25 protein-coding genes are annotated in these 26410 nt (G+C 68.0%); 14 read left to right on the forward strand and 11 right to left on the reverse strand.

The genetic code is table 11. The annotated features are described in order from the left end of the window. Positions 1 to 3: 3 nt before the first annotated feature. The 3 genes from C5E41_RS01535 (at position 4) to C5E41_RS01545 (ending at position 2795) form a co-directional block, all read left to right on the forward strand. Positions 4 to 1035, forward strand: a complete 1032-nt coding sequence (locus C5E41_RS01535) for a thiolase domain-containing protein (RefSeq protein WP_104374016.1) — start codon at positions 4 to 6, stop codon at positions 1033 to 1035. 70 nt (positions 1036 to 1105) lie between these two features. Next, complete coding sequence (locus C5E41_RS01540) at positions 1106 to 2272, forward strand: thiolase domain-containing protein (RefSeq protein ID WP_104374017.1); 1167 nt, start codon at positions 1106 to 1108, stop codon at positions 2270 to 2272. A 103-nt stretch (positions 2273 to 2375) separates the two neighbouring features. Next, complete coding sequence (locus C5E41_RS01545) at positions 2376 to 2795, forward strand: nuclear transport factor 2 family protein (RefSeq protein ID WP_104374018.1); 420 nt, start codon at positions 2376 to 2378, stop codon at positions 2793 to 2795. A gap of 85 nt (positions 2796 to 2880) precedes the next feature. Here the strand turns inward: C5E41_RS01545 and C5E41_RS01550 are convergent, their stop codons facing one another. Further along, positions 2881 to 4065 carry a cytochrome P450 gene (locus C5E41_RS01550; protein WP_258080675.1) on the reverse strand — a complete coding sequence of 395 codons (1185 nt, stop codon included), beginning with the start codon at positions 4063 to 4065 and terminating at the stop codon, positions 2881 to 2883. 213 nt (positions 4066 to 4278) lie between these two features. Between C5E41_RS01550 and C5E41_RS01555 the strand changes: the two genes are divergently transcribed. Both C5E41_RS01555 and C5E41_RS01560 read left to right on the forward strand, forming a co-directional pair. After that, entirely contained in the window at positions 4279 to 5445 is a 1167-nt protein-coding gene (locus C5E41_RS01555; protein WP_104374020.1) for a steroid 3-ketoacyl-CoA thiolase, read from the forward strand. A gap of 358 nt (positions 5446 to 5803) precedes the next feature. After that, on the forward strand, positions 5804 to 6220 hold the full coding sequence (locus C5E41_RS01560) for a helix-turn-helix domain-containing protein (RefSeq protein ID WP_014348820.1): 417 nt from the start codon (positions 5804 to 5806) through the stop codon (positions 6218 to 6220). A 136-nt stretch (positions 6221 to 6356) separates the two neighbouring features. Here the strand turns inward: C5E41_RS01560 and C5E41_RS01565 are convergent, their stop codons facing one another. From C5E41_RS01565 to C5E41_RS01590, 5 genes are all read right to left on the reverse strand, one after another. Continuing rightward, a complete protein-coding gene (locus C5E41_RS01565) occupies positions 6357 to 7382 on the reverse strand; it encodes a hypothetical protein (RefSeq protein WP_104374021.1) in 1026 nt (341 codons plus the stop codon). 108 nt (positions 7383 to 7490) lie between these two features. Then, entirely contained in the window at positions 7491 to 8003 is a 513-nt protein-coding gene (locus tag C5E41_RS01570) for an ImmA/IrrE family metallo-endopeptidase (protein ID WP_104374022.1), read from the reverse strand. An 11-nt stretch (positions 8004 to 8014) separates the two neighbouring features. Further along, the gene (locus tag C5E41_RS33145) at positions 8015 to 9463 is read right to left on the reverse strand and encodes a hypothetical protein (protein WP_146097435.1); all 1449 of its coding nucleotides are present in this window, start codon (positions 9461 to 9463) and stop codon (positions 8015 to 8017) included. A gap of 327 nt (positions 9464 to 9790) precedes the next feature. Then, on the reverse strand, positions 9791 to 10708 hold the full coding sequence (locus C5E41_RS01585; RefSeq protein ID WP_104374025.1) for an SDR family oxidoreductase: 918 nt from the start codon (positions 10706 to 10708) through the stop codon (positions 9791 to 9793). Positions 10709 to 10783: 75 nt separating this feature from the next. After that, complete coding sequence (locus tag C5E41_RS01590) at positions 10784 to 11578, reverse strand: SDR family oxidoreductase (RefSeq protein WP_439956335.1); 795 nt, start codon at positions 11576 to 11578, stop codon at positions 10784 to 10786. A 50-nt stretch (positions 11579 to 11628) separates the two neighbouring features. On the opposite strand from C5E41_RS01590, the gene C5E41_RS01595 reads away from it, so the two are divergent. The 4 genes from C5E41_RS01595 to C5E41_RS01610 all read left to right on the forward strand — a co-directional run bounded on the left by C5E41_RS01595 (position 11629) and on the right by C5E41_RS01610 (position 15294). Then, positions 11629 to 12393, forward strand: a complete 765-nt coding sequence (locus tag C5E41_RS01595; RefSeq protein WP_104374192.1) for an enoyl-CoA hydratase family protein — start codon at positions 11629 to 11631, stop codon at positions 12391 to 12393. Between the two features lie 150 nt (positions 12394 to 12543). After that, entirely contained in the window at positions 12544 to 13425 is an 882-nt protein-coding gene (locus C5E41_RS01600) for a CoA transferase subunit A (protein WP_104374193.1), read from the forward strand. Positions 13426 to 13444: 19 nt separating this feature from the next. After that, positions 13445 to 14203 carry a CoA-transferase subunit beta gene (locus C5E41_RS01605; RefSeq protein ID WP_104374026.1) on the forward strand — a complete coding sequence of 253 codons (759 nt, stop codon included), beginning with the start codon at positions 13445 to 13447 and terminating at the stop codon, positions 14201 to 14203. After that, positions 14200 to 15294: an NAD(P)H-dependent flavin oxidoreductase gene (locus C5E41_RS01610; RefSeq protein ID WP_104374027.1), complete on the forward strand. Its 1095-nt coding sequence runs from the start codon at positions 14200 to 14202 to the stop codon at positions 15292 to 15294. The genes C5E41_RS01605 and C5E41_RS01610 overlap by 4 nt, the downstream gene beginning before the upstream one ends. Positions 15295 to 15432: 138 nt before the next feature. Here C5E41_RS01610 and C5E41_RS01615 read toward each other — a convergent pair whose 3' ends face one another. The 5 genes from C5E41_RS01615 to C5E41_RS01635 all read right to left on the reverse strand — a co-directional run bounded on the left by C5E41_RS01615 (position 15433) and on the right by C5E41_RS01635 (position 20282). Next, positions 15433 to 16584, reverse strand: coding sequence for an acetyl-CoA C-acetyltransferase (locus C5E41_RS01615; RefSeq protein WP_104374194.1), 1152 nt, complete (start codon positions 16582 to 16584; stop codon positions 15433 to 15435). Between the two features lie 45 nt (positions 16585 to 16629). Continuing rightward, positions 16630 to 17292 (reverse strand): TetR/AcrR family transcriptional regulator, encoded by a 663-nt coding sequence (locus C5E41_RS01620; RefSeq protein ID WP_104374028.1) that lies wholly within the window; start codon positions 17290 to 17292, stop codon positions 16630 to 16632. A 43-nt stretch (positions 17293 to 17335) separates the two neighbouring features. Continuing rightward, positions 17336 to 18070 carry a hypothetical protein gene (locus C5E41_RS01625; RefSeq protein ID WP_104374029.1) on the reverse strand — a complete coding sequence of 245 codons (735 nt, stop codon included), beginning with the start codon at positions 18068 to 18070 and terminating at the stop codon, positions 17336 to 17338. 160 nt (positions 18071 to 18230) lie between these two features. Next, positions 18231 to 19025, reverse strand: coding sequence for an SDR family oxidoreductase (locus tag C5E41_RS01630; RefSeq protein ID WP_104374030.1), 795 nt, complete (start codon positions 19023 to 19025; stop codon positions 18231 to 18233). A 75-nt stretch (positions 19026 to 19100) separates the two neighbouring features. Continuing rightward, complete coding sequence (locus tag C5E41_RS01635) at positions 19101 to 20282, reverse strand: acyl-CoA dehydrogenase family protein (RefSeq protein WP_439956344.1); 1182 nt, start codon at positions 20280 to 20282, stop codon at positions 19101 to 19103. Positions 20283 to 20524: 242 nt separating this feature from the next. Here C5E41_RS01635 and C5E41_RS01640 point away from each other — a divergent pair, with 242 nt between their 5' ends. From C5E41_RS01640 to C5E41_RS01660, 5 genes are read left to right on the forward strand one after another with little or no spacing between them, the layout of a single operon-like run. After that, on the forward strand, positions 20525 to 22072 hold the full coding sequence (locus C5E41_RS01640) for a FadD3 family acyl-CoA ligase (protein WP_104374031.1): 1548 nt from the start codon (positions 20525 to 20527) through the stop codon (positions 22070 to 22072). Then, positions 22069 to 23034: an enoyl-CoA hydratase gene (locus tag C5E41_RS01645; RefSeq protein ID WP_258080657.1), complete on the forward strand. Its 966-nt coding sequence runs from the start codon at positions 22069 to 22071 to the stop codon at positions 23032 to 23034. Before C5E41_RS01640 ends, C5E41_RS01645 begins: the two co-directional genes overlap by 4 nt. Then, the gene (locus C5E41_RS01650) at positions 23035 to 24165 is read left to right on the forward strand and encodes an acyl-CoA dehydrogenase family protein (protein WP_104374032.1); all 1131 of its coding nucleotides are present in this window, start codon (positions 23035 to 23037) and stop codon (positions 24163 to 24165) included. 55 nt (positions 24166 to 24220) lie between these two features. Beyond that, positions 24221 to 25225 (forward strand): acyl-CoA dehydrogenase family protein, encoded by a 1005-nt coding sequence (locus C5E41_RS01655; protein WP_104374033.1) that lies wholly within the window; start codon positions 24221 to 24223, stop codon positions 25223 to 25225. A 31-nt stretch (positions 25226 to 25256) separates the two neighbouring features. Then, a complete protein-coding gene (locus tag C5E41_RS01660; RefSeq protein ID WP_104374034.1) occupies positions 25257 to 26375 on the forward strand; it encodes an acyl-CoA dehydrogenase family protein in 1119 nt (372 codons plus the stop codon). Positions 26376 to 26410 lie beyond the last annotated feature (35 nt).

A 26410-nucleotide genomic window follows, 5' to 3' on the forward strand; every position in this document is an offset into this window, starting at 1 on the left:
ACCTTGAGCGACAACGCAACAGATATCGCGGTGGTGGGCTTCGCCCACGCCCCGCATGTCCGTGAAACCTACGGCACCACCAACGGTGTCGAAATGCTGGTCCCGTGCTTCCGGCAGCTGTACGACAAGCTCGGCATCGGCGTGTCCGATATCGACTTCTGGTGCTCGGGATCCTCCGATTACCTTGCCGGACGCGCTTTCTCGTTCATCTCCGCGATCGACTCGATCGGCGCCGTGCCACCGATCAACGAATCGCACGTCGAAATGGACGCCGCCTGGGCGCTGTACGAGGCGTGGGTGAAGCTGCGCTCCGGACAGGCCGAGACCGCCTTGGTCTACGGCTTCGGCAAGCCTTCGGCCGGCACGCTGCGGCAAGTGCTGACGATGCAGATGGATCCGTACCTGGTGGCCCCGCTGTGGCCGGACGCGGTCTCTGTGGCCGGACTGCAGGCCCGGGCCGGGCTCGACGCGGGGCACTGGACCGAGCGCGATATGGCCGCGGTCTCGGCCGCCGACGACGCCGAGATCGAGAAGCGGCTCACCGCACCGTATGTCGCGAATCCGCTGCGCGAACACGACATCGCGCCGATCACCGACGGCGCCGCCGCGATCGTGCTGGCCCGCGGCGACAAGGCCCGCGAGCTGTGCGAGCGTCCGGCGTGGCTGACCGGTATGGCGCATCGCATCGACACTCCGATGATCGGCGCCCGCGATCTGACCACCTCCCCCTCCACCGCGGCCGCGGCCAAGGCGGTGCTCGGCGGAGATGCGAGCGGATTCGACGTCGCCGAACTGCATGCGACCTACAGCCACGAACAGCTGATTTTGAAGCAAGCCATCGGGCTGAGCGAGTCCACCCGCATCAACCCCTCGGGTGGCGCACTGGCGGGTAACCCGATGTTCGCCGCCGGTCTGGAGCGAATCGGCTACGCGGCCAACGAAATCATGAACGGCACCGCCGAACGAGCCCTCGCACACGCCACCAGCGGTCCGGCGTTGCAGCAGAACTTGGTGGCCATCCTGGAGGCCCGATGAACGACAATGCGCAGCCCGTGCATCGGGCCGACCGGGTGCGGGTGTCCCGCATGACACTGGAGGCAGGACGATGACCAATCAAGCAGCCGTACTCGGCACGGGCCAAACTCATCACGTGACGAAACGGACCGATGTCTCGATGGCCGGTATGTGCCGCGAGGCAATCGATCGCGCACTCGAAGATGCCGATCTGACGATGGCCGATATCGACGCGGTAATCGTCGGCAAGGCGCCGGATCTGTTCGAGGGCTCGATGATGCCCGAGCTGTTCATGGCGGATGCCCTGGGCGCCACCGGAAAACCGCTGCTGCGCGTGCACACGGCGGGTTCGGTCGGCGGGTCGACCGGCGTCGTGGCCGCCAACCATGTGCAGGCCGCCGTGCACCGCCGGGTGCTGGCCATCTGCTGGGAGAAGCAGTCCGAATCCAATGCCATGTGGGCCCTGTCGAATCCGGTGCCGTTCACGATGCCGGTCGGTGCCGGTGCGGGCGGGTATTTCGCGCCGCACGTGCGCGCGTACATCCGCCGGGCCAACGCTCCCCTGCACATCGGCGCGATGGTGGCGGTGAAGGATCGCCGCAACGGCGCGAAGAATCCGTTCGCACACCTGCGCCAGCCCGATATCACCATCGAATCGGTACTCGCGTCCCAAATGCTCTGGGACCCGGTGCGTTTCGACGAAACCTGCCCGTCCTCCGACGGCGCGTGCGCGATCGTGATCGGCGACGAGGAGTCGGCGAAGGCGGCAGAGGCCTCGGGCAAGAAGGTCGCGTGGGTGCACGGCACCGCCATGCGCACCGAACCGCTGGCCTACTCCGGCCGCGACCAGGTCAATCCGCAGGCCGGACGCGACGCCGCGGCCGCCCTGTGGAAGCAGGCCGGGATCACCAATCCGCTCGAGGAGATCGACGCGGCCGAGATCTATGTCCCGTTCTCCTGGTTCGAGCCGATGTGGCTGGAGAACCTGGGCTTCACACCCGAGGGCGAGGGCTGGAAGCTGGTCGATGCGCGCGAGACCGAGATCGGCGGGAAACTACCGGTCAATCCCTCGGGTGGCGTGTTGAGTTCCAATCCGATCGGCGCATCCGGCATGATCCGCTTCGCAGAGGCGGCCAAGCAGGTAATGGGGCGGGCCGGCGATTACCAAGTCGAGGGTGCTCGAAAAGCCTTCGGCCATGCCTATGGTGGCGGATCACAGTACTTCTCGATGTGGGTAGTGGGCTCGGAACCACGGTGACGCGCAATTCCACCGGCATTTCCGGGCGGCCGGATTGCCCGCGGAAAGCACATTTGCAATTCCATCAGCAAATTCACCGATACCGCCGAGCCGGGAGTTCGACATGACCGCTACCACCACCGAACATCCGGCACGCCTCGCCGGCCGGGCCTCACAGGCCGCGGTACGCGCCCGGGACAAGGACGCGTGGCTGGCACTGTTCGCCACCGACGGCATCATCGAGGATCCGATCGGCCCCTCGGTCTTCGACCCCGAGGGCGTGGGCCACCGCGGCCACGAGGCCATCGCGGCGTTCTGGGACAAAGCCATCGCCCCCACCGAATCCATCGACTTCCTCTTCGGGGACTCCTTCGCCTGCGGCAACGAGGTGGCCTTCACCGGACTGATCCGCACCCAGCTGGGCGGACACGTCATCGACGCCGAGGGCGTGTTCACCTACAAAGTCGACGACGGCGGGAAGATCGTGGCCCTGCGGGCGTTCTGGGAAACCGATCGCGCGATGGGTACCATGCGCGAGCAGTGAGGCAGTACCGCACGAACAAGTGCCGCACGAACAACAGGGCGGGCACCCATCGGGTGCCCGCCCTGTCCGTGTTTCAGGGGGCGAATCAGGCTTTGGTCTTGTAGTCGACCTGGAATTCCTTGATGCCGTTGAGCCAGCCCGAGGTCAGGCGCTTGGGGTCGCCGACCATGGTGATATCGGGCAGGTGGTCGGCGATGGCGTTGAAGATCAGGTCGATCTCCAGCCGGGCCAGGTTGGCGCCGATGCAGAAGTGGGCGCCGGTGCCGCCGAAGGACAGGTGCGGATTCGGATCGCGAGTGATGTCGAAGGTGTACGGGTTCTCGAACACCTCCTCGTCGAAATTGGCCGAGCGGTACAGCAGCAGGACACGCTGGCCCTTCTTGATCTGCACTCCGGACAGTTCGGTGTCGACCAGCGCGGTCCGCTGGAAGGAGCTGACCGGTGTCGCCCAGCGGATGATCTCGTCCGCGGCGGTGGCGGGGCGCTCGCGCTTGTAGAGCTCCCACTGTTCCGGGTTCTCCAGGAACGCGTGCATGCCGTGGGTAATGGCGTTGCGGGTGGTCTCGTTACCCGCGACGGCCAGCAGAATCACGAAGAAGCCGAACTCCTCCGAGGTCAGGGCCTCACCGTCGATATCGGCGTTGACCAGCGTGGTGACGATGTCGTCGGCTGGCTCCGCCTTCCGCGCCTCGGCCATCTGCCAGGCGTAGCCGAGGATCTCCATCGATGACATCGCGGGGTCGGCATCGCTGTCGGGATCGTCGTAGCCGGTCATCTCGTTCGACCACTTGAAGACCTTCATCCGGTCTTCCTGCGGGACGCCGATCAGTTCGGCGATCGCCTGCAGCGGCAGCTCACAGGCCACCTGGGTGACGAAGTCGCCGCCGCCGCTGGCCGCGGCCGCGTCGACGATCGATTTGGCGCGGGCGGACAGCTCCGCGCGCAAGCCGTTGATAGCGCGCGGGGTGAAGCCCTTGGAGATCAGCTTGCGCAGTTTGGTGTGTTCGGGCGCATCCTTGTTGATCAGGATGTGGCGCTGCAACTCGATCGCCTCGCGCGGGATGTCGTCGTTGAAGCGGGGAATCGCGGTGTTCTCGTAGGTGGAGAAATCGTCGCGCCGCGAGACCTCCTTGACATCGGCGTGCTTGGACACGACCCAGAAGCCATCGTCGTGGAACCCTCCGACCTCCGGAGACTGCGGGTTCCACCAGATCGGCGCGGCCCGGCGCAGCTCCGCGAACTCTTCGACGGGAATGCCGCGGGCCCACATATCGGGATCTGTGGCGTCGAACCCCTCTGGGAGGTTCGGAGCTACATGGGTGTCAACCACCAGTTGTCTCCTTCGACTAACTGAAACACGTTCTATCTTCATTGCAGCATAGGTGGTATCAGTAGTAAAGAAGCCATTGTCCGCCCTCAGTACATCCACAGAACTTGTTCCAGTTTCTGTGCTGATACGGATCCTGTTCGAAAGGTTGAAGTTATGGGCATCCCCGTCATCGTCGAGGCCGCGCGCACCCCGATCGGCAAACGCAACGGCTGGCTGGCCGGGCTGCACGCCGCCGAGGTGCTCGGCGCTGCCCAGCGCGGCGTCCTCGAGCGCGCACAACTCGATCCGGCACTGGTCGAACAGGTCATCGGCGGCTGCGTCATGCAGGTCGGCGAGCAGGGCAACAACGTCACCCGCACCGCATGGCTGCACGCCGGACTCCCCTGGCAGGTGGGCGCGACTACGATCGACTGCCAGTGCGGGTCCGCCCAGCAGGCCAACCACCTGATCGCCGGGCAGATCGCCCAGGGGGCGATCGACATCGGCGTCGCCTGCGGCGTCGAATCCATGAGCCACGTCCCGCTGGGCGCGAACGTGGGCGAGAACGCCGGGCCTCGCCGCCCGGCGAGCTGGGACATCGATATGCCCAACCAGTTCGAGGCGGCCGAGCGAATCGCCAAGCGGCGCGGCATCACCCGCGACGATGTCGACGAATTCGGTGTGCGCTCACAGCGTTTGGCCGCGCAGGCCTGGGCGGAGGGGCGCTTCGATCGCGAGGTGCTGACCATCGCCGGCGCCCCGCAGGTCGACAAGGAGGGCACCCGCACCGGCGAGACGCTCGACGTCGACCACGACCAGGGATTGCGCGAGACCAGCCGGGAGAGCCTGGCGAAGCTGAAGCCGGTGCTGGAGGGCGGGATTCACACCGCCGGCACCTCGTCACAGATCTCCGACGGTGCCGCCGCGGTGCTGCTCATGGAGGAACAGGCCGCGGCGCGCGCCGGACTGAAGCCGCGGGCGCGCATCGTCACCCAGTGCCTCGTCGGCGCCGAGCCGGAGTTCCACCTGGACGGTCCGGTGCAGGCGACAACGCGGCTGCTGGAGAAGTCGGGCATGAGCATCGCCGATATCGACCTCGTCGAAATCAACGAGGCCTTCGCCTCGGTCCCGCTGTCGTGGGCGTCGGTGCACAAGCCGGATATGGACCGCGTCAATGCCAACGGCGGCGCGATCGCGATCGGACATCCGGTCGGCAGCACCGGCTCTCGGCTGATCACCACCGCCCTGCACGAGCTGGAACGCTCCGACAAGTCCATCGCAATGGTCCTCATGTGCGCCGGTGGCGCACTTGCGACCGGAACAATCATCGAGCGGTTGTAATACCGAACAGATTTCATCCGTAGTTGAATGTTCATCCTCACAGGTCCGAGACGTGTCGTACGCCACACAAAACGCGATACAGACAAAAGGATGAGATGTCAGCTATCTTCCGGTTATCAATGCCCCGTTGAACGAGACTCGTTCGACGGGCCAGAACCGGAGCGTACTGCCCCTCGACCAGCGAGGGCGCGGTGCCCCGCAAACGCGTCGACGCTGAACAGTTCCCGGACGGCCGACCTGGAAGCTTCAAGGAAATCCTGAATCAGGCGTAGGTTTTCAGTTACTCAGCCGCTAATATCAATGATACGTATCCGAGATAACGACTGTTAGTACAGCGAAGGGAATTGGGCGGCTCACAATGGCTGATTTCGCGGCGCGGCTGAACAAGCTGTTCGAAACCGTGCATCCCCCGGGGCGTAAGCCGCACACCAATGCCGAGGTGGCGGCAGCGCTCACCGCCTCCGGGCATCCGATCTCGAAACCGTATCTCTCGCAGTTGCGGTCGGGTCAGCGGACGAACCCCTCAGATGAGACGGTTGCCGCACTGGCAAAGTTCTTCAAGGTCAAACCGGACTACTTCTTCAACGACATCTACGCCGCCAAGATCGACCATGATCTGGAGTTGCTGTCCCAGCTGCAGGGCTATGGACTGCGTCGGCTGTCGAGCAGGGCGTTCGATCTCTCCGAAGAGTCACAGAACCTCCTGACCTCGATGGCCGAAAAGCTCCGGGCGAGTGAAGGTCTGCCCGAGGTTCCACCGGACGGCACGGAATAGCAAGTTAGACAAGGCAACACAGTGCGGCACTCGGAACCGCACTGTGTTGTCTTGTGACCTGAGACCGAAGCGGCGACGCTTCGGTCTGCGCTGTGCGATCGGACCGCCCGCCCAATCGGTCCGACCGCGTCGATGGTCAATCCGCCTGTGCGAATGCTGATTTCCGGTCGATCGCGGTGCGCTCGAAGGCGCGGGCGATCGCCTGCACCCAACCGCGCGGGCTCAATCCTTCCGGCGGTGCGATCCAGCGGGCATCGACGATCTCGTCACCGAGCGGATTGCGTGCCCAGCGGGCCACCCGCTCGGCACGTTCGGTGACCGAACGCGCGGGCACTCCGGCCGCGGCCAGCTCCATTCCGCCGCCGGTCTGCAGATACAGCGCATCCATGATCTGCGCGACCTGATCGGAAGCCTTGAGCTGAGTGGCCGACACCGTCTGCTCGTGCGCCACCACCTCCGGGAAGCGCTCGATCATCGTGCGGTGAAGGGTCCGAATCTGGCGCAGCAGCAGGCGCGCCCGCACCCAGAGCTCGATCACGATCCACACCGCGCCGACCGCGATCAGCAGGCTCGCAAGCTGCCAGGCCGGCCAGAACCAGCCCGGATCGCCGGGGCGCACGGGCTGTTCACCGATCGCCAGACGCCGAATCGACAGCGCGGCAAGCACTCCCGCGACCACCGTGCCCGCGGTGTAGAGCGCGATACCGCGGCCCAGCGCCGTCCAGTCCAGATTGCGCAGACCGGTCACGGCGACGAAGACACAGCCGAGCAACGTCATCACCCAGCCGAACAGAATCGACCACCCGATGGTGGCGGCGATGACCAGCGCCCCGAAACCGTAGACCATCCAGGCGATTTGGCGCAGATTCCGGCGCGAGACCACCGGCCAGGCGGCGGCCGCGACCACCGACGTCGCGACCGCGAACAGCAGCCAGGTCGCCACCACCAGCCGGTCGGCCAGGGCCTGGCCGTTGATCCCGTGCGGCAATGCGTGATCCACCGCGACCGCGATCTCCGGGATGCCGAGGGTGGCCGCGGCGGCCACCGCAGCGACCGCGATCACGATCGCCACCCGGGCCGTGGTCGCGGGCTTGACCAGGACACGACCGATGCGGGCACCGGCCGCCATCCACACCAACAGCGCAGTCAACCAGAACGTCATGCTTCTACCCCGTGCCTGTCGTCGGATGTCCGAGGAGCCCCTCGCCCATCCGAGTCCTTTTGCCGATGACCGACGCGCCCTCCGTGGTTACGCACGCTGCCGCCTCGGTCATCCGAGAGCCTCGTCGAATCGCAGCACCGAGACACCGGCGCCGCGGTTGTTGAAGACGCGCAGGCGGGTCATCAGCATGCTGGCGAAGGTCTCGGCCTCCCACTCGTACTGGTCGTCCTGCCCGTCGTCGACGATCTGCTGATGCGCGCGCTGGGACAGCATGTAGGCGATCAGGTCGTCGCTGGCCTCGAGCGTCACCTCGGCGGCCGGTTCACCCGGGTGGTCGAAGACCACATGGCCCAGTTCGTGCGCGAGGGTGTGGTCGCGGCTGGGCAGGGCGGCGGCCAGCACGATCACGTCCTTGTCCGGATAGCTGCGGCGCTGCCCGCAGACACCCGGTCCGAGCTGGGCGTCGGCGATTTCGATCAGGCGGCCGCGTTCGGCGGAGATCGCGAGGACCACCTCCTCCAAAGTGGTGGCGTCGAAATCGGCGGCGACCGCGCACACCGCGTCGACGGCGGCGGCGACGCGGCGGTAGGAGCGGCCAGTCTGAATCCGGCTCTCGGTCATCTCGCGCCCCCTCAGGCCCTCGGTCCGAAGAATTCCGCGCGCGCGGCCTCGACACGCGCCTGCGCGGCCGAGGCGCTCTGGAAACTCACCGCGCCGGAGCCGGCCGCGGCCAGCGCCATGGCGATCACGCCGCCGAGCACGGCCAGCGTCTTGACCTCGGGCAGGCCGCTACTCGCCGCGGTAGGACGCACAGCAGGATCCGACTGGGCCAGTGCGGGCGCCGGAGCCGCCGGGGCCGGCGCCGGTGGCGCGGCCGGTGGTGCGGCCGGTGGTGCGGGCGGGACCGCGGCCGGTGCCGGAAGTGCCGCGACGACCGGTGCGCCCGGCACTGCGGGGACGGCGGGGACCGGCGGCACCGGCGGAATGGCGAGCGGAGGAGCTGCCGGTATCGGAGGGGGCGGAACCGGTTGCAGCAGAAGCAGAAGCAGCAGCGGCGACATCGCGGCGGCCGAACCCACGGCAGCCGAACCCGTGATCGCGGAGCCGGTGCCGAGCAGTGTTGCCAGCGCGGAACCTGTTGCGGCGGAGCCTGTCCCAGCGAGGCCGGCAAACGCGGATCCGGTGGCGGCGGACCCGGTACCGAGCAGCCCGGCCAGCAGCGCACCGGTTCCGGCGGCGGCCGACCCGGTGGTCGCGAGAGCGGAACCCGTTGCCGCCGAACCCGTTGCGGCAGCAGCCGATCCGGTACCGGCGGTCGCGGAGCCAGTTCCGGCGAGGGCGGAGCCGGTTCCTGCGAGGGCGGAGCCGGTGGCCGCGCCCACCGAACCCGTTGCGGCGGATCCGGTTCCGCCCAACGCCGATCCGGTCAGCGCGGAGCCGGAAGCGGCCGAACCCGCGGCCGCCGATCCGACCGCGGCCGAGCCGGTGCCGAGGATGCTCGCCAGGCCCGCAAAGCCTTCACCGACAACCGGAGTCGGCGTGATGGGCGGCGGTGGCGCGGAAACCCGCGACGGCGCCGTCGTCGACGACGTGGTCGAGCGTCCGGGGATGGTCAGGTGGCCGTCGTACTGGCCGTCGTCGGACGGAGTGGGGCCCGCCGAACCGGACGGACCCTGCTGTGCCACCCCTGCACCGGCCGCCACCGGATGGGACACCGGCGTTCCCCTGCCGGGCGCGTCACCGGGCCACGACATTTCGGCGTCCGGCCGAGGTGCGGCGACGCCGGGCCGGTCGGAGATCGAGGGGTCCGGCGGGGACGCGGTCGGTCCCTGTTGCCGTTCGCGACCCGTCCCGGGAGCAGACGCGTTCGGACCGGAAACCGCGACGCCCCGGGCGGGCTCCGCGACTGCGGCGCCCGCGGCGGTCGGCGCGCCGGGTGGCGAGCTGTGCGGGGCGGTCGGCGAGGGCCGCGGCGCAGCGGGTGCGGTCGGTTGAGCGTTGGCCACCAGGGGGCCGAGGACCCCGCAACTGCCGATCAAACCGGCTACCGCCACAACGCGCGCGATGCGACCCATGGTCATGCGCTTGCCTTCCCTCAACTTCTCAGCGCAGATTTCTCCCCGGTCGCGACAAATCTCCGGGACCGAACGAATGCGGGCCCATCTTAACTGCCGACAGTTTGCTCGCGCAGCGAGATCATGGGAGCACGATCACCGGTCACGGCGCGGTAACCGGAATCGCCCGCCGTAATGACCATGCCAACTTACCATCGACGAGCCGCAAACGCGACGTCATCGACACGGGCACAAGGGAATTCACACGCCTGCGCCGGCGGATCGCGGCCGCGGTAAGGGGGCGGCGGGACGCGATCTCACCGGCACGGATCGTTGCTGTGCGGGTTGCGGGGCTCAGGCCCCGTAGACCGGCTCGGGATCGGCTGCCTTGGCAATCAACTCACGTACCACCGGACCCAATTCGGACGGCTGCCACCGTGCACCGCGATCCTCGGCGACACCATGGCGCCAGCCGTCGGCCAACGCCACCTTTCCACCCTCGACCTCGAACATGCGCCCGGTGACACCGGCCGAATCCGGGCTGCCCAGCCAGACCACCAGGGGCGAGACGTTTTCCGGCGCCATCGCGTCGAAGCCGTCGTCGGGGCGGGCCATCATATCGGCGAAGACGGTTTCGGTCATGCGGGTGCGCGCGGACGGAGCGATGGCGTTGACGGTGACCCCGTAACGTCCGAATTCCGCTGCGGCAGTGATGGTCAGGGCCGCGATACCGGCCTTCGCCGCCGCGTAGTTGCCCTGTCCGACGCTGCCCTGCAGACCGGCACCCGAGCTCGTGTTGATGATGCGGGCGTCGCGGGCACGACCGGCCTTGGATTCCGCGCGCCAGTACTCGATGGCATGACGCATGGTCGCGAAGTGACCCTTGAGATGGACGCGGATCACAGCATCCCACTCGTCCTCGGCCAGGTTGACCAGCATCCGATCGCGCACGATACCGGCGTTGTTCACCACCACATCGAGGCCGCCGAAGGTCTCCACAGCCTGGCTGATCAGCCGCTTCGCACCGGACCAGTCCGCCACGTCGTCACCGTTGACGACGGCCCGGCCACCGGCCTGCATGATCTCCTCGACCACTTGGGCGGCGGGCGAATCGGCACTGGGGGCGCCGTCCAGTTCCGCGCCCAGATCGTTGACCACCACGTTGGCGCCCGCCGCGGCGAAGGCCAACGCGTGGGCCCGGCCGATACCGCGGCCGGCGCCGGTGACGATCACGGTGCGTCCTGCACAGATCCGCTCGGAGTTGTCGGTCATATCTGCTGCTCTCATTTCCTCGGTGCGGTAGGGGTTTTCGTCGCGAAGCGGGGCCCGGTTGCCGAGTGGCGGCTGCTATCGCGCGGCCGGTTGCGCGTCGTTGACGGTCGCCGCGTCCAGGAAGGCGGGACGTTCCCCGCCCCCGTGCACGATGAGCGATCCGCCGTTGACGTAGCCGGCCAGCGGGGAGGACAGGAAGACCGCGACCCGGCCGATGTCCTCGGGTGTCGCCAGCCGCCCCAGCGGCACGGTCGCCGCCACGGCGGCGATCCCGGCATCGTCGCCGTAGTGCAGATGGCTGGATTCGGTGCCGACCATCCCGACGATCACCGAATTGACCCGCACCTTCGGCGCCCACTCGATCGCCAGCGAGGACACCAGACTGTCCAGACCGGCCTTGGCCGCGCCGTAGGCGGCGGTGCCGGGCGAGGGACGATGGCCGCTGACGCTCGAGATCATCACGATCGAACCGCCCTCGGGCTGCTGCTGCATCACGGCATTGGCCGCCTGCGAAACCACCAGGGGGGCAAGTAGGTTGAGCTCCACGATCTTGGCATGGAAATTGCGGGAGGCGGTGGCGGCGGGGGCGAACGGCGCGCCACCGGCATTGTTCACCACATGGTCGATCCGGCCGTGGCGCTGCACGATCGTCTCGATCAGCCCGGTCACCGCCTCGCCGTCGCGCACGTCGCACGGCAGGAATTGGGCGGTACGACCGGAACTCTCGATCGCCGCCTCACCGGGGCGGCGGGCACACACCACGACGGTCGCGCCGGCGTCCAGATACACCCGGCTGATGCCGGCGCCTACGCCCTTGACCCCGCCGGTCACGAGAACTACCGATCCGGACAGGTCCACTTCGATTGCCACCGTGCTAACCTACCAAGCACTTGCTTGTTTTTCCAATGAATGGACATGCGATGGGGATCAACCGTCACACCGAGACCTCGGGTATCGAGGTCGTCACGATCGACTATCCGCCGGTCAACGCGCTGCCCACCGCAGGCTGGTTCGGCGTGGCCGATGCGATTCGCGAGGCCGGGCGCGACCCGGAGACCAAGGTCGTCGTGCTCCGCGCCGAGGGCCGCGGCTTCAACGCCGGAGTCGACATCAAGGAGATCCAGCGCAACCCGGGCCATCAGACCCTCATCGATGCCAATCACGGCTGCTACGACGCCTTCGGCGCGGTCTACGAATGCCCGGTGCCGGTGATCGCGGCGGTGAACGGCTTCTGCCTCGGCGGCGGCATCGGCCTGGTGGGCAATGCCGATGTCATCGTCGCCTCCGACGACGCCACCTTCGGGCTGCCCGAGGTCGAGCGCGGCGCACTGGGTGCGGCCACCCACCTGGCCCGGCTGGTCCCCCAGCACATGATGCGCACGCTGTTCTACACCGCCTCCACCGCGACCGCGCAGCAACTGCACCATTTCGGTTCGGTGTACAAGGTGGTCCCGCGGGCCGAACTCGATTCCGCCGCACTGGAAGTGGCGAAGAACATCGCCGCCAAGGACGGGCGGGTCATCCGGGCCGCCAAGCGCGCGCTCAATGGCATCGATCTGCAGGATGTGCACCGCAGCTACCGCTTCGAGCAGGGCTTCACCTTCGAGCTGAATCTCGCCGGTGTGGCCGATGAGATCCGGGCGCGGTTCGACGAGGATCTGGCTGCCAAAAAGGAGGCACGATGAGCCACAATGCGCAGCCCGCGCATCGGGCCGACCGGGTGCGGGTGTCCCGCATGACACAGCAGGAGGCACGATGAGCCACAATGCGCAGCCCGCGCACCGGGCCGACCGGGTGCGGGTGTCCCGCATGACACAGCAGGAGGCACGATGAGCATGCGCGACAAGCGGATGTCGTTGGAGGAGGCCGTCTCCCAGCTGCGCAGCGGGATGACCATCGGCCTCGGCGGCTGGGGTTCGCGGCGTAAGCCGATGGCGTTCGTGCGGGCGCTGCTGCGCTCGGACGTCACCGACCTGACCGTGGTGACCTACGGCGGGCCGGATCTCGGTCTGCTGTGTTCGGCGGGCAAGGTGCGCAAGGCCTACTACGGATTCGTATCCCTCGATTCGGCGCCGTTCTACGATCCCTGGTTCGCCAAGGCGCGCACCGGCGGTGAGCTGATTTCCCGCGAAATGGACGAGGGCATGGTCAAATCCGGCCTGCAGGCGGCCGCGGCCCGGCTGCCGTTCCTGCCCACCCGCGCCGGGCTGGGCTCGGACGTGCTGAATTTCTGGGACGGTGAACTCCGGACGGTGCGGTCGCCGTATCCGGATGCCGACGGCCGTACCGAAACCCTGGTCGCGATGCCGGCGCTCACCCTCGACGCCGCGTTCGTCCACCTCGACATCGGCGACAAGCACGGCAATGCCGCCTACACCGGCGTCGACCCGTACATGGACGATCTCTACTGCCTGGCCGCCGAGCGGCGGTTCCTGTCGGTGGATCGGCTGGTCGAGACCGAGGAACTGGTGAAAGCCGTGCCGAACCAGGCGATCATCCTCAATCGCATGATGGTCGACGGCGTCGTGGAGGCGCCGGGCGGCGCGCACTTCACCTTCTCCGGCAGCTACGGCCGCGACGAGAAGTTCCAGCGCCATTACGTCGAGGCGGCCGAGGATCCCGAGACCTGGGCGGCCTTCAAAGCCCGCTATCTGGACGTCACCGAGGACGAATATCGTTCCGCGGTAGCCGAATTCGCTGTGGAGCAGGCGAAATGACCGAGAACGAGGAGCGCCGATGAGCGAGACCACCACTGTCACCCGCGCCGAGGTGTGCGCGCTCGCCTGCGCCGAAATCTTCCGGGGCGCGGGCGAGATCATGGCCAGCCCGATGTCGCCGACCCCCACCATCGGGGCGCGGCTGGCGCGGTTGACCTTCGAGCCCGATCTACTGATCTCCGACGGCGAGGCCCTCTTCCTGGCCGAAACCCCCGCACTGGGCGCCAAGGCTCCCACCGAGGGCTGGATTCCGTTCGGCAAGGTGTTCGACGTCGTGGCTTCCGGGCGGCGGCATGTCGTCATGGGCGCCAATCAGATCGACCGCTACGGCAACCAGAATCTGTCCGCCTTCGGCGCGCTGCAGCAGCCGAGCCGGCAGATGTTCGGTGTGCGCGGCGCACCGGGCAACACCATCAACCACGCGACCAGCTACTTCGTGCCCAAGCACAGCAAGCGCGTGTTCTGCGAGACCGTCGATATCGTGTGCGGAATCGGTTACGACAGGATCGATCCCGAGAATCCGGCGTACCGGTTCCACCACCTGCATCGGGTGGTCAGCAATTTGGGCGTGTTCGACTTCGGCGGTCCCGGCCACACCCTCCGGGCGCTGTCGCTGCATCCGGGGGTGAGCGCCGACGAGGTCGCCGAGAACACCGCGTTCGAGGTAGCCGGACTGGACAGCGCCGAGGTGAGTCGCACGCCCACCGAGGAAGAACTGCGGATCATCCGCACGGTGCTGGATCCCAAGGGGATCCGGGAAAGGGAAGTGGACTCGTGAGCGGCCGACTGCGGACTCCGCTGACCGAACTGGTCGGCATCGAGCATCCGATCGTGCAGACCGGGATGGGCTGGGTGGCCGGGCCGGGTCTGGTCGCCGCGACCGCCAACGCCGGCGGCCTGGGCATCCTGGCCTCGGCGACGATGACGCTCGAGGAACTCGAGGTCGCGATCGCCAAGACGAAGGCCAAGACCGACAAGCCCTTCGGTGTGAACATCCGCGCCGACCTGTCCGACGCGCCCGACCGGATCGAGTTGATGATCCGCGAGGGCGTGAAGGTCGCCTCGTTCGCGCTGGCCCCCACGAAGGAATTGATCGCGCGCCTGAAGGACAACGGTGTCGTGGTCATGCCGTCCATCGGCGCGGCCAAGCATGCGATCAAGGTCGCCTCATGGGGGGCGGACGCGGTGATCGTGCAGGGCGGTGAGGGCGGCGGACACACCGGTTCGGTGGCTACCACGCTGCTGTTGCCCTCGGTACTGGACGCGGTCGACATTCCGGTCGTGGCCGGTGGCGGATTCTTCGACGGCCGCGGGCTGGCCGCCGCCCTGGCCTACGGCGCGGCGGGCGTCGCGATGGGAACACGGTTCCTCCTCACCCAGGATTCGAGTGTGCCGGATTCGGTGAAACAGCAATACCTTTCGCGCGGCCTGCAGGACACGGTCGTCTCGCTGAAGGTCGACGGTATGCCGCACCGCGTGCTCAACACCGAACTGGTCGACAAGCTGGAACATTCGGGCAGCTATCGCGGCCTCGTCGCCGCGGTCTCGAACGCCGTCAAGTTCAAGGGTATGACCGGTATGAAATGGTCGACCATGATCAAGGACGGCCTTGCCATGCGCAAGCAGAAGGACCTCACCTGGTCCCAGGTGATCATGGCCGCCAACACTCCCATGCTGCTGAAAGCTGGTCTGGTGGAAGGTAATACACAGGCGGGTGTGCTGGCATCAGGCCAGGTGGCCGGCATCATCGACGACCTGCCCACGGTGGCCGAGCTGATCGACCGCATCATCGACGAAGCATTCGCGCGGATCGACACGATCGCCGCGCTGCGTGACGGCGCCGAGGCGAACCCCGGCCCGTCGGCGTAACCGAAGACGTTCGGCGGTAAGGAAAGGCCGCCTCGCCGATGCCGGCGGGCGGCCTTTCCGGTTCGCGCTACCCCCTCGACAGATACCGCACCTCGACCCCTTCCGGAACCGTTGTCGCCGGACGAAAGGCGAAGCGGCTCAGCGGATTCGCTCGATGATGGTGACGTTGGCGGTACCGCCGCCCTCGCAGATGGTGAGCAGCCCGTAGCGGCCGTTCACGCGCTCGAGCTCGTTGAGCAGAGTGGCGAACAGCTTCGCGCCGGTGGCGCCGAGCGGATGCCCCAGCGCGATCGCGCCGCCGTGCACGTTCACCTTGTCGGGGTTCGCGCCCGTCTCCTTCAGCCAGGCCAGCACCACGGAGGCGAACGCCTCGTTGATCTCGACGACATCGATATCGTCGATGGTCAGCCCGGTCTGCTCCAGCGCCCACTTGGTCGCCGGGATCGGGGCGGTGAGCATGTAGATCGGGTCGGCGCCGCGGGCACTGACGTGGTGGATGCGGGCGCGCGGCTTCAGGCCGTATTCGGTGACGGCCCAGTCGGAGGCCAGCAGGGTAGCGCTGGCGCCGTCGGAGATCTGACTGGCGACCGCGGCGGTCAGGCGGCTGCCCTCGCTGAGCGGCGCGAGTCCGGCCATCTTCTCCAGGCTGGTCTCGCGCGGGCCCTCGTCGATCCAGAAATCGCCGACCGGCACGATCTCGCGATCGAAGGCGCCCTCCGCGATGGCCTTGCGGGCGCGTTCGTGGCTGCGAAGTGCCCAGTGCTCCATATCTTCTCGGCTGATGTCCCACTTCTCGGCGATCAGCTGCGCGCCGTTGAACTGCGAGACCTCGCCGGTGCCGTAGCGGTGGTCCCAGCCCTTGGCGCCGACGAACGGCGAGTCGAAACCATATTCCTTACCGGCCAGCATGGCGGCCGAGATCGGAATGGCGCTCATGTTCTGCACGCCGCCGGCGACGATCACCTCGGCGGTGCCGCTCATGATGGCCTGGGCGCCGAAATTGATCGCCTGCTGGCTGGAGCCGCATTGACGGTCCACCGTGACGCCGGGAACCTCCTCCGGGTATCCGGCCGCCAGCCACGCCGTGCGGGCGATGTTGCCGGCCTGCGGGCCGATGGCGTCGACACAGCCGAAGATCACATCGTCGACATTGCCGGGGTCGATGGCGTTGCGGCCCAGCAAACCCTGCAGTGCCGCCGCGCCGAGATCGGCGGGATGCACACCGGCCAGCGCACCGCCGCGCTTACCGATCGGCGTCCGCACGGCATCGATGACATAGGCCTCGCGCACCGGTGCGTACCGGCGGCGATCGGACGGTGTGGACATGTAACGCTCCTATTCGGATGTGCCGGATTCGGCGCCGGACTGCGATCCTCCGGAATAAACTGCGCCGGAACGGTTCTCAGGGTTGGTGAGTCCATCGAGCACGATGGTCAGATATTGCTTGGCGAGAATGTCCGCGGTGATGCGGCCGCCGGGCCGATACCACCGCACCGCCACCCAGACGGTGTCGCGCAGGAACCGGAACGCGAGCTCGACATCGAGTTCGGGGCGGAAGCTGCCGTCGCGCACGCCCTCGGTGAGCACATTGCGCCACAGCTCCCGGAATTCCCGGTTGTATTCCGAGATGTACTCGAAACGCGGTGTGCCACTAAGTCTTTTGGCCTCGGCCTGATAGATCGCGACCGCCGAATGCCAGCGGTCGAACGATTCACAGGAGGTGATGACCAGCGCCTCGAGCGTGGCTCGCGGCGACAGGCTGGAGGCGACGATCTCGCGGTAGCGGCCGAACAGATCGTCGAGGAAGCCGCGCAGGATCTCGTCCACCATCGCCTCTTTCGAGTCGAAGTGGTGGTAGAGACTGCCGGATAGAATCCCCGCCGCATCAGCGATATCGCGGACCGTGGTCGCCCGCAGGCCGCGCTCGGCGAACAGGCCGGCGGCCAGGCCGAGCAACTCGTTGCGGCGTGCGGATTTGGAGGCCTCGGATGCGGTCACTCGGCCATAATACAACCAAGCATTTGCTTGTTCTACGGGTGGCTCACCGAATGGAGTAGCGCAGCGGCGAGGACACCGACAGATCGGCGAGCAGCCGATCGCAGATCTCCAGTGCTGGGATACCGGCCCGTTTCATCCGCGCCACCAGCGCGAGCCGCCGCTCACAGCTATCCCATTCCACGAGGAGAGGTCCCCGGCCGGGCCCCGCGTCCACGGTCGCCATCGCCCGCGGCGGGCCGGCCGGATCCGGGATCTCGCTGAGTTTGAGCACGATGCCGCGCCGCCACGCCAGATAGGTGTCGCGATCGGCGACGCCCTCCAATTTGCCGGTGGCCGCGGCCAGCCCTCGATCGATGCCGTCGGCGAAGGCGAGGCGATCGAACCGGAACCGCCGGCAGCGCCGGACCACCTCCAGCAGATCGGCGCGTACCTCGCACAGCAACGCGGTCTGCTGCCGGCGACGTTCCCCACCGGGATCGGCCTCCCCCGGGCCGCAGCCGGCGCCGATGTGCCGCACTCGCCGCCGATCGCGGGCCATATCCGCACGCAGGGCGGCACGCGGATCCCGTGCCACCTCGGCCTCGTCGACCTCGTGCTCATGCAGAATCTGCGCGGCGCGCGTCGCGGTCGCGTGCGCATCGGGGTGATCGAGCAATTCCGCACCGAGGGTGAGAGCGGCGAGCACGACGCTGTCCTGCCGCCGCCGCGCGAGCACCACCTCGCGAATCAACTCGAGTTCCAGTACGTCGTTATCTTCCTGTCGACCGTCCAGACCCATGGGTCGTGGTCCCTTCGAACTGTCGGAACCGGACGTTCTCAGGATCGCACAGGTGGGGCCGATCGGCGGCAGTGTTTTTTTGCCTCTGCTTCGCTGCGGCGGGTTCTCGGCCCCCCTGGGCCGAGACCCACCAGGGTCTACCTCTCGCAGAGGCTTCTTTTCAAGCGCGCTGGCTGCTTACCGAGACGACCTCGCCGGTCAGGTAGGAGGTGTAGTCGCTGGCGAGCATCGCGATGGTGGCCGCGACCTCCCATGGCTCGGCGGCCCGGCCGAAGGCCTCGCCCGCGGCCAGGCGATCGAGCAGTTCGGTGGAGCTCACCTTGTCCAGGAATGGGTGGCGGGCGATGCTCGGCGCGACCGCGTTGATCCGCACCCCCAGTTCCGCGGCCTCCACGGCGCTGCAGCGGGTCAATGCCATGACACCGGCCTTGGCGGCGGCGTAGTGGGCCTGGCCGTGCTGAGCCCGCCAGCCGAGCACGCTGGCGTTGTTGACGATCACGCCGCCGTGGCCCGCGGTGCGGAAGTAGTTCAGCGCGGCGCGGGTGCAGCGGAAGGTGCCGTTCAGGGTGATGTCCAGGACGCGGTCCCACTGTTCGTCGGTCATGTCGACGACGGGCGTCTCGCCACCCAGCCCGGCGTTGTTGACCATGATGTCGATGCGGCCCAGCCGCTGCGCGGCGGCGCGGATCAGCTCGTCGACCTGTTCGGTACTGGTCACATCGCAGACCACCGAGGCGACCTTGCGCTGCGGGAATTCCGCGGCCAGCTCCTCCTCGGTCTGCTTCAGCCGCCGTTCGTGCCAATCGGAGACCACCACGTCGGCGCCCTCGTCGAGCATGCGGCGCGCGGTGGCCGATCCGATACCCGTGCCGGCGGCGGCGGTGATCACGGCGACCCGGCCGGCGAGCAGTCCGTGACCGGAGATCGGCTGGGGCGGAACCGAGAGATCAGGCACTGTAGGTCCTTCCTTACGGCCGAACAGCGGCTTCGGCCAATGGCTTCCGGCCGAGCGTTCGGCCGGGCGGGATGGTCAGCGGGCTTCCCGGGGCAGGCCGAGCACGCGTTCGGAGATGATGTTGCGCTGCACTTCGTTCGAGCCGCCGTAGATCGTGTCGGCGCGGGTGAACAGATAGAGGCGCTGCCATTGGTTCAGGTCGTCCGCGGGGTGCGGATCGAGGGCGGAGCCGGTGCCGCCGACCGGGGGCCGGGCGATCAGCCCTTCGGCGCCCAGCACGTCCATAGCCAGTTCGCCGAGGCCGCGATGCCAATTGGCCCACAACAGCTTCGACACCGAGGCCTGGCCAGCGGCGGTGCGGGCATCGACATTCTGATGCGCCGACTCCAAGGTCCGCAGGGCGTGTGCGCGCAGCACGCGCAACCCCACCCACGCCTGGTCGATGCGCTCGGCCAAGGCCGGATCATTCAGCGCGCCATTGGCTTTCGCCACCGCCTCCAAATTCGACAGTTCGCGCGCGAAGCGGATCTGCTGGCCGACCGTGGAGATGCCGCGCTCGAAGGTCAGGGTGCCCATGGCGACCCGCCAGCCCTCCCCGGGCTTGCCCACCACCAGATCGGCGGCGGTGCGGGCGTTGTCGAAGAACACCTCGTTGAATTCGGCGGTTCCGGTGAGCTGGATGATCGGCCGCACCTCGATACCGGGCTGCTTCATCGGCACCAGCAGATAGGACAGGCCGTGGTGGCGGGTCGAGCCAGGTTCGGTGCGGGCTACGACGAAACACCAGTCCGACAGATGCGCCAGCGAGGTCCAGATCTTCTGGCCGTTGATCGCCCATTCGTCACCGTCGAGCCGGGCGCTGGTCGCCACGTTCGCCAGGTCCGAACCGGCCCCGGGCTCGGAATATCCCTGACACCATAGTTCGGTGACCGAGCGGATGCCGGGCAGGAAGCGCTGTTTCTGCTCCTCGGTGCCGAAGGCGAGCAGCGTCGGCCCCAGCAGCTCCTCCCCCAGGTGCGAGACGCGCGCCGGGGCATTCGCGCTCGCGTACTCCTCGTGGAAGATCACCTGCTGGCGCAGCGTCGCCGCCCGGCCGCCGTACTCGACCGGCCAGCCCAGGCAGGTCAGCCCCGCCGCGGCGAGGTGGCGGTCCCACTCCAGCCGCTCGTCGAAGGCTTCGTGCTCACTTCCGGGCCCGCCGAGCCCGCGCAGCTCGCGGAACCGCCCGTTCAGGTTCTCGGCCAGCCATTCCCGCACTTCGGCGCGGAATTGCTGGTCGGCTGCGTTTTCCGTACCGGGGGCCGCCGTGCCGGAGGCATCCGCGCCGGCGGCGGAATCGGGGGTCTGGATCGCACTCACTCCGGTAGAGTAACCTACCAAGCACTTGCTTTGTAGGGCGGTGAGCCCCGCAGTGCGAATCGACCGGCGGATCGAGCCGTCAGCAGGTCGGAAAACCGACGGGCAGACCCGTCGACCAGCTGGTAGAAGACGAGGACGACGTGACACCCCCTGTGCAGACCACCCCCCTCGCCCTGCACGAAGCCGCGCGCATCCACGGCGGTGCACCGGCGGTCAGCGACGGTGAGGTGCACCTGAGCTGGGCACAACTACTCGACGCGGTGCGGCAGACCGCCGGGGCGCTGATCACGCGCGGAATCCAGCGCGGCGACCGGATCGCGATCTGGGCGCCCAACACCTGGCACTGGGTGGTGGCCGCGTTGGCCACGCACTACACCGGCGCCGCACTGGTACCGCTGAACACCCGCTACGTCGCCGACGAGGCCGCCGATGTGATCGCCCGGGTGAACGCGCAGGCACTGTTCATCGCCGACCCGTTCCTGGGCCGGCAGCGCCTCGCGGAATTACGCGCCGCCGCACCGGAATTGGCGGTCGGCACCGTCATCGTCATTCCGGCGGAGGGCGAATCGACCTACGACGATGCCGTCGTCTGGTCGCAACTGGCCGAACTGGCCGCGCAGACCCCGGTGGAGAAGGTCATCGCGCGCGCGGAATCGGTCGAGCCCGAAGACATCGCCGACATCCTGTTCACCTCGGGCACCACCGGCCGCAGCAAGGGCACGCTCGTCGCCCAGCGCCAGGCGCTCGATGTGGTGCGGGCCTGGGTGGAGCGGTCGACGCTGAACAGTTCCGATCGCTATCTGGTGATCCCGCCGTTCTTCCACAACTTCGGCTACAAGGCGGCCATCCTCGCCTGCCTGGTCACCGGCGCGACCATCGTCCCGCAGGCGACCTTCGACGTGCCGCAGACGATGCGGATGGTGCAGGAGCAGGCCATCACCGTCTTGACCGGTCCGCCGACGATCTACCAGACCATCCTGGAACATCCCGCCCGCGCCGATTTCGATCTGAGCAGCCTGCGGGTGGCCGTCACCGGCGCGGCGACCGTACCGGTGGTGCTGGTCGAGAGAATGCGCAGCGAACTGGAATTCGAGGTGGTCGTCACCGCGTACGGCCTCTCCGAATCCTCCGGCTTCGGCACCATGTGCCTGCCCGACGACGATCCGGAGACCATCGCCAACACCTCCGGTGTGGCCATGGCCGGATTCGAGGTGCGCATCGGCGATCACGGCGAGGTGTTGCTGCGCGGGCCGAACGTGATGGCCGGCTACCTCGACGATCCCGAGGCCACCGCCACAGCCATCGACGCCGACGGCTGGTTGCACACCGGTGACGTCGGAATCCTCGACGAGCGCGGCTATCTCACGATCACCGACCGGCTCAAGGACATGTACATCTCCGGCGGCTTCAACGTCTATCCGGCCGAGATCGAACAGACCCTGGCCCGGCTCGACGGCGTCGCCGAATCCGCCGTGATCGGGGTGCCGGACGAGCGGATGGGCGAGGTCGGCAAGGCCTACATCGTGCGCCGGGCGGGCGCCGAACTGTCCGAAGACGACGTCGTCGCCTACGCGAAGAAGACCCTGGCCAATTTCAAGGTGCCGCGATTCGTGGAGTTCCGGGACCGGCTGCCCTACAGCGCCGCCGGCAAGGTCCTCAAACGGCAACTACGTGAGGAGATCTCGTGACCACAGACGCGACCCCCGCGCCGATTCCGGACGAGGGCGAGGTCGTCACCTACGAGCGCCGCGGTCCGATCGCCCTGGTCACGATGAACCGGCCGGACTACCGCAACGCCCAGAACTCGGTGATGACCTATGCGCTCGACGCCGCCTTCACGCGGGCGGTCGAGGACGCCGAGGTCAAGGTGATCATCCTGGCGGGCAGCGGAGAACACTTCAGCGCCGGCCACGACATCGGCACGCCCGGACGCGACCACCACATCGCATACGACAACAAGGCCGCGCTGTGGTGGGACCACGTCGACCGGCCCGGCGGCGATCAGCGCTTCGCCCGGGAGCTCGAGGTCTACCTCGGTATGTGCCGGCGGTGGCGGGAGATTCCCAAGCCCACCATCGCGATGGTGCAGGGCGCCTGCATCGCGGGCGCGATGATGCTGGCCTGGGTGTGCGACATGATCGTCGCCGCCGATGACGCGTTCTTCTCCGATCCCGTTGTCCGGATGGGCATTCCGGGCGTCGAGTACTTCGCGCACCCGTGGGTGCTGGGCCCGCGGCGGGCCAAGGAGGTGCTGTTCACCGGTGAGCGGTTCAGCGCCGAACAGGCCTACGAATGGGGCATGGTGAACCGGGTCGTGCCTCGCGCCGAATTGGAATCGCACACCCTCGAGCTGGCCGAGAAGATCGCCACCATGCCGCAATTCGGCCTGGCATTGACCAAGAAGGCCGTCAATCAGTGCGAGGACCTGATGGGCATGCGCGCCGGCATGGATTCGGTCTTCGGCCTGCACCACTTCGCCCACGCCCACAACGCCGAGGTCGGCACCGACTCGCTGGCCGGCATGACCGCCAAGTCGATGAAGGCCGCAGCGTCCGAGGGCCGTGGTCGCGGGCCCTCCGTGGTTACGCAAGCTACCGCCTCCGGGCCTGACTCGACCACCGCAACGACCGCAGAACGGAGCGGTAAGTAGATGGATCTCGAACTCGATTCGGCCGCAGCGCAATTCCAGCTCGAAGTACGGGAGTTCCTGCGCGCGAACGTCCCCGCCGAACCGCTGCCATCGATGGACACCCGGGAGGGTTTCGAGGCGCATCGCGCCTGGGAGCACTCCCTCGCCGATGCCCGGCTGTCGGTGGTGTCGTGGCAGCGCGAATACGGCGGGCGCGACGCCTCGCTGCTCGAGTGGGTGCTGTTCGAGGAGGAGTACTATGCCGCGGGCGCGCCCGGACGGGTGAGCCAGAACGGCATCTTCCTGCTGGCCCCCACCCTGTTCGAACACGGCACGCCGGAACAGCTCGAACGCATCCTGCCGAGAATGGCTCGCGCCGACGACATCTGGGCGCAGGCGTGGTCGGAGCCGGAGGCCGGGAGCGACCTCGCGGGCATTCGCTCCAGCGCCAAGCGGGTCGAGGGCGGCTGGGTGCTCAACGGGCAGAAGACCTGGAGTTCGCGAGCCTCCTTCGCGGACTGGGCCTTCGGCCTGTTCCGCAGCGATCCGGAGGCCGAACGGCACAAGGGCCTCACCTATGTGATGTTCCCACTGTCCGCGGACGGCGTCACCGTGCGGCCCATTCCGCAGCTCGACGGCGAGCCCGGTTTCGCGGAGATCTTCCTGGAGAATGTCTTCGTCCCCGATCGCGATGTGATCGGCGAACCGGGCGCGGGCTGGCGGGTGGCGATGAGCACCTCCAGCAATGAGCGCGGCCTGTCACTGCGCAGCCCCGGCCGGTTCAACGCCACGGCCGCGCGATTGATCGACCTGTGGCGCGAGACCGCCGATCCGGCCGACACCGCGGCCCGCAATCGCGTGGTCGACGCGTGGATCGGCGCGGAGGCCTACCGGCTCAACACGCTCGGCACCGTGACCCGGTTATCGGAGGGCGGCAAACTCGGCGCGGAATCGTCGATCAACAAGGTCTTCTGGTCCGAACTCGATATCGCGATGCACGAGACCGCCCTGGATCTGCTCGGCGCCTCGGCCGAGCAGAGCAGCGCCTGGACCGACGGCTACCTGTTCTCGCTGGCGGGCCCGATCTATGCCGGCACCAACGAGATTCAGCGCAATATCGTCGCCGAGCGCCTGCTCGGGCTACCGCGTTGAGATCCGCCGTGTGCCACCCCGCCTCCCCGCGCCGCACCCCCGAATGGACCCATCGATGAGATTTGCACTGTCCCCCGAACAACGCGACTTCGCCGACAGCCTGCGCAAGATGTGTGATGCCGCGGGCACGCCCGCCGTCATCCGCAATTGGAACGGCGGCGGCGCCCGTGGCGGCCGGGCACTGATCCGGCAACTGGCCGGCGCGGGCGCCCTGGGCCTGGCCGTGGCCGAGGAATACGACGGGATGGGGGCCGAGACCATCGACCTAGTGGTGGCGTGCCGGGAATTCGGCCGGGCCGCGGTACCGGGCCCGGTGATCGAGACCGCCGCGGTGATTCCGGCGCTGTTGCAGGCGCTCGACGATTCGGGTCCGGCGCGGCGATGGCTGCCGAGCTTCGCCGCAGGTGAGACGCTCGGCACCATCGCGCTCTCGCCGCAGACACCGGTCCTCGACGCCGATTCCGCCGATGTGGTGCTGGTCGTGGACGGTGACAAGCTGTGCACGGCTCGTCGCGGCGACCGGATCGAATCGGTGGACGCGGCGCGGCGGCTGTATCCGGTGAGCCCGGACGAGGTAGTGGCACAGGGCGATTCGGTGCTCGCCGCGGCGGAGACCGCGTTCGACGCCGGTGCGCTGGCGGCGGCGGCCCAGCTGCTGGGCGCGGGTCTCGCGATGCTGGCCACCAGCGTCACCTATGTGATCCAGCGGCATCAGTTCGGGCAGCCGATCGGGCGCTACCAGGCCATCAAACATCATCTGGCCGATGCGAGGATCGGCCTCGACATGGCCGAACCGCTGCTGTACCGCGCGGCGCTGAGCTTCGGCACCGCCGACCGCGCCCGCGACGTCTCGGCGGCCAAGTTCGCCTGCGCGGAGGCCGCGTACCGGACGGCGCGAATCGCCCTGCAGGTGCACGGCGCCATCGGTTACACGGCCGAATGCGATCTGTCGCTGTGGCTGACCAAGGTGACTGCCCTGCGATCCGCATGGGGCACCGCCGATTTCCATCGCGCCCGGATCGCGGCGGCGCTGTGTACGCCGGTGGCGGCCGGCGCGTGAACCACCGAGACGACGAGACGGGAGTACGGCGATGACCGATACCGCGGAACTGCAAGAATTGGCCGCAACCGTACGCGCGGTCCTCACCCGCCACGGCGACCGGGCCGCCCTGCGGCGGGCGATCGACAGCGAACTCGGCTACGACGAGCGGTTGTGGCAACTGCTGTGCGAGCAGGTGGGTGTGGCCGCGCTGGCGATTCCGGAAGAGTACGGCGGCGTCGGCGCCGATATCGACACGGCGCTGGTGGTGATCGAGGAACTCGGGCGCACACTGCACAACCCGCCGATGCTCGGGTCGGCGGTCCTCGGCGTCCAGGCCGTGCTCGCGACGGGTGATGCCGCCGCGGCACAACGATTGCTCCCCGGGGTCGCTGAGGGCACCCGGACGCTCGCTGTGTGCTGGGCGGACGAAAAGGGCTGGGCGGACGAAAAAGGCTGGGCGACAGGCGCAGTCGGAAGTGCACGCGTGGCTCGCGGACCCGCGGGATACGCGGTGCGGGCCGACGGCGACACACTGACCGGGACCGCGCACTACGTTCTGGACGGTGCCGATGCCGACACCCTGCTCGCGGTGACAGCCGACGGACTCTACGAAATCGACGCCACCGCACCGGGAGTCACCCGCACCGTGGTGCGGACCATGGATCCGACCCGGCGCCTGAGCACCGTCGCCTTCGACGGCGCGGCGGCCACCCGGCTGGGCGGGGATGCGGGCGCGATCGCCGCCCGTCTGCGGGCGGTCGCCTGGACCGCCCTGGCCGCCGAACAGGTCGGCGCGGCCGATCAGTGCCTCGACACGACCGTGGAGTACAGCAAGTCGCGCGTGCAGTTCGGCCGCCCGATCGGCAGTTTCCAGGCACTCAAGCACCGCATGGCCGATATGTACGTGCTGGTGGAGTCGGCCCGCTCGGCCGCCTACGCCGCGATCGCGGATCTGGATCGCCCGGTGACGGCGGAGACGACGCTCGACCTCGAGTCGGCGCGCATCCACTGCTCGCACGCGTTCCGTTCGGTGGTGTCGGAGACCGTGCAGATGCACGGCGGTATCGCCATCACCTGGGAGCACGACGCGCATCTGTATTTCAAGCGGGCGCACGGCGATGCCGAACTGTTCGGGATGCCGGGGCGGCCGCTGGCTCGCCCGGCCTGATCTGCATCGGCCGGCCCCGTCCGCGCCGACCCCCA

The sequence above is a fragment of the Nocardia nova genome (genome assembly GCF_002933465.1).
GTDB lineage: Bacteria > Actinomycetota > Actinomycetes > Mycobacteriales > Mycobacteriaceae > Nocardia > Nocardia nova_B.

Coding starts and splice junctions, on each gene's coding strand:
- C5E41_RS01625 (WP_104374029.1), bottom strand. CDS start 18,070: ATGGGTCTGGACGGTCGACAGGAAGATAACGACGTACTGGAACTCGAG.
- C5E41_RS01585 (WP_104374025.1), bottom strand. CDS start 10,708: ATGACCGACAACTCCGAGCGGATCTGTGCAGGACGCACCGTGATCGTC.
- C5E41_RS01600 (WP_104374193.1), top strand. CDS start 12,544: ATGCGCGACAAGCGGATGTCGTTGGAGGAGGCCGTCTCCCAGCTGCGC.
- C5E41_RS33145 (WP_146097435.1), bottom strand. CDS start 9,463: ATGACCATGGGTCGCATCGCGCGCGTTGTGGCGGTAGCCGGTTTGATC.
- C5E41_RS01555 (WP_104374020.1), top strand. CDS start 4,279: ATGGGCATCCCCGTCATCGTCGAGGCCGCGCGCACCCCGATCGGCAAA.
- C5E41_RS01565 (WP_104374021.1), bottom strand. CDS start 7,382: ATGACGTTCTGGTTGACTGCGCTGTTGGTGTGGATGGCGGCCGGTGCC.
- C5E41_RS01605 (WP_104374026.1), top strand. CDS start 13,445: ATGAGCGAGACCACCACTGTCACCCGCGCCGAGGTGTGCGCGCTCGCC.
- C5E41_RS01560 (WP_014348820.1), top strand. CDS start 5,804: ATGGCTGATTTCGCGGCGCGGCTGAACAAGCTGTTCGAAACCGTGCAT.
- C5E41_RS01660 (WP_104374034.1), top strand. CDS start 25,257: ATGACCGATACCGCGGAACTGCAAGAATTGGCCGCAACCGTACGCGCG.
- C5E41_RS01595 (WP_104374192.1), top strand. CDS start 11,629: ATGGGGATCAACCGTCACACCGAGACCTCGGGTATCGAGGTCGTCACG.
- C5E41_RS01650 (WP_104374032.1), top strand. CDS start 23,035: ATGGATCTCGAACTCGATTCGGCCGCAGCGCAATTCCAGCTCGAAGTA.
- C5E41_RS01570 (WP_104374022.1), bottom strand. CDS start 8,003: ATGACCGAGAGCCGGATTCAGACTGGCCGCTCCTACCGCCGCGTCGCC.
- C5E41_RS01550 (WP_258080675.1), bottom strand. CDS start 4,065: ATGTGGGCCCGCGGCATTCCCGTCGAAGAGTTCGCGGAGCTGCGCCGG.
- C5E41_RS01545 (WP_104374018.1), top strand. CDS start 2,376: ATGACCGCTACCACCACCGAACATCCGGCACGCCTCGCCGGCCGGGCC.
- C5E41_RS01540 (WP_104374017.1), top strand. CDS start 1,106: ATGACCAATCAAGCAGCCGTACTCGGCACGGGCCAAACTCATCACGTG.
- C5E41_RS01655 (WP_104374033.1), top strand. CDS start 24,221: ATGAGATTTGCACTGTCCCCCGAACAACGCGACTTCGCCGACAGCCTG.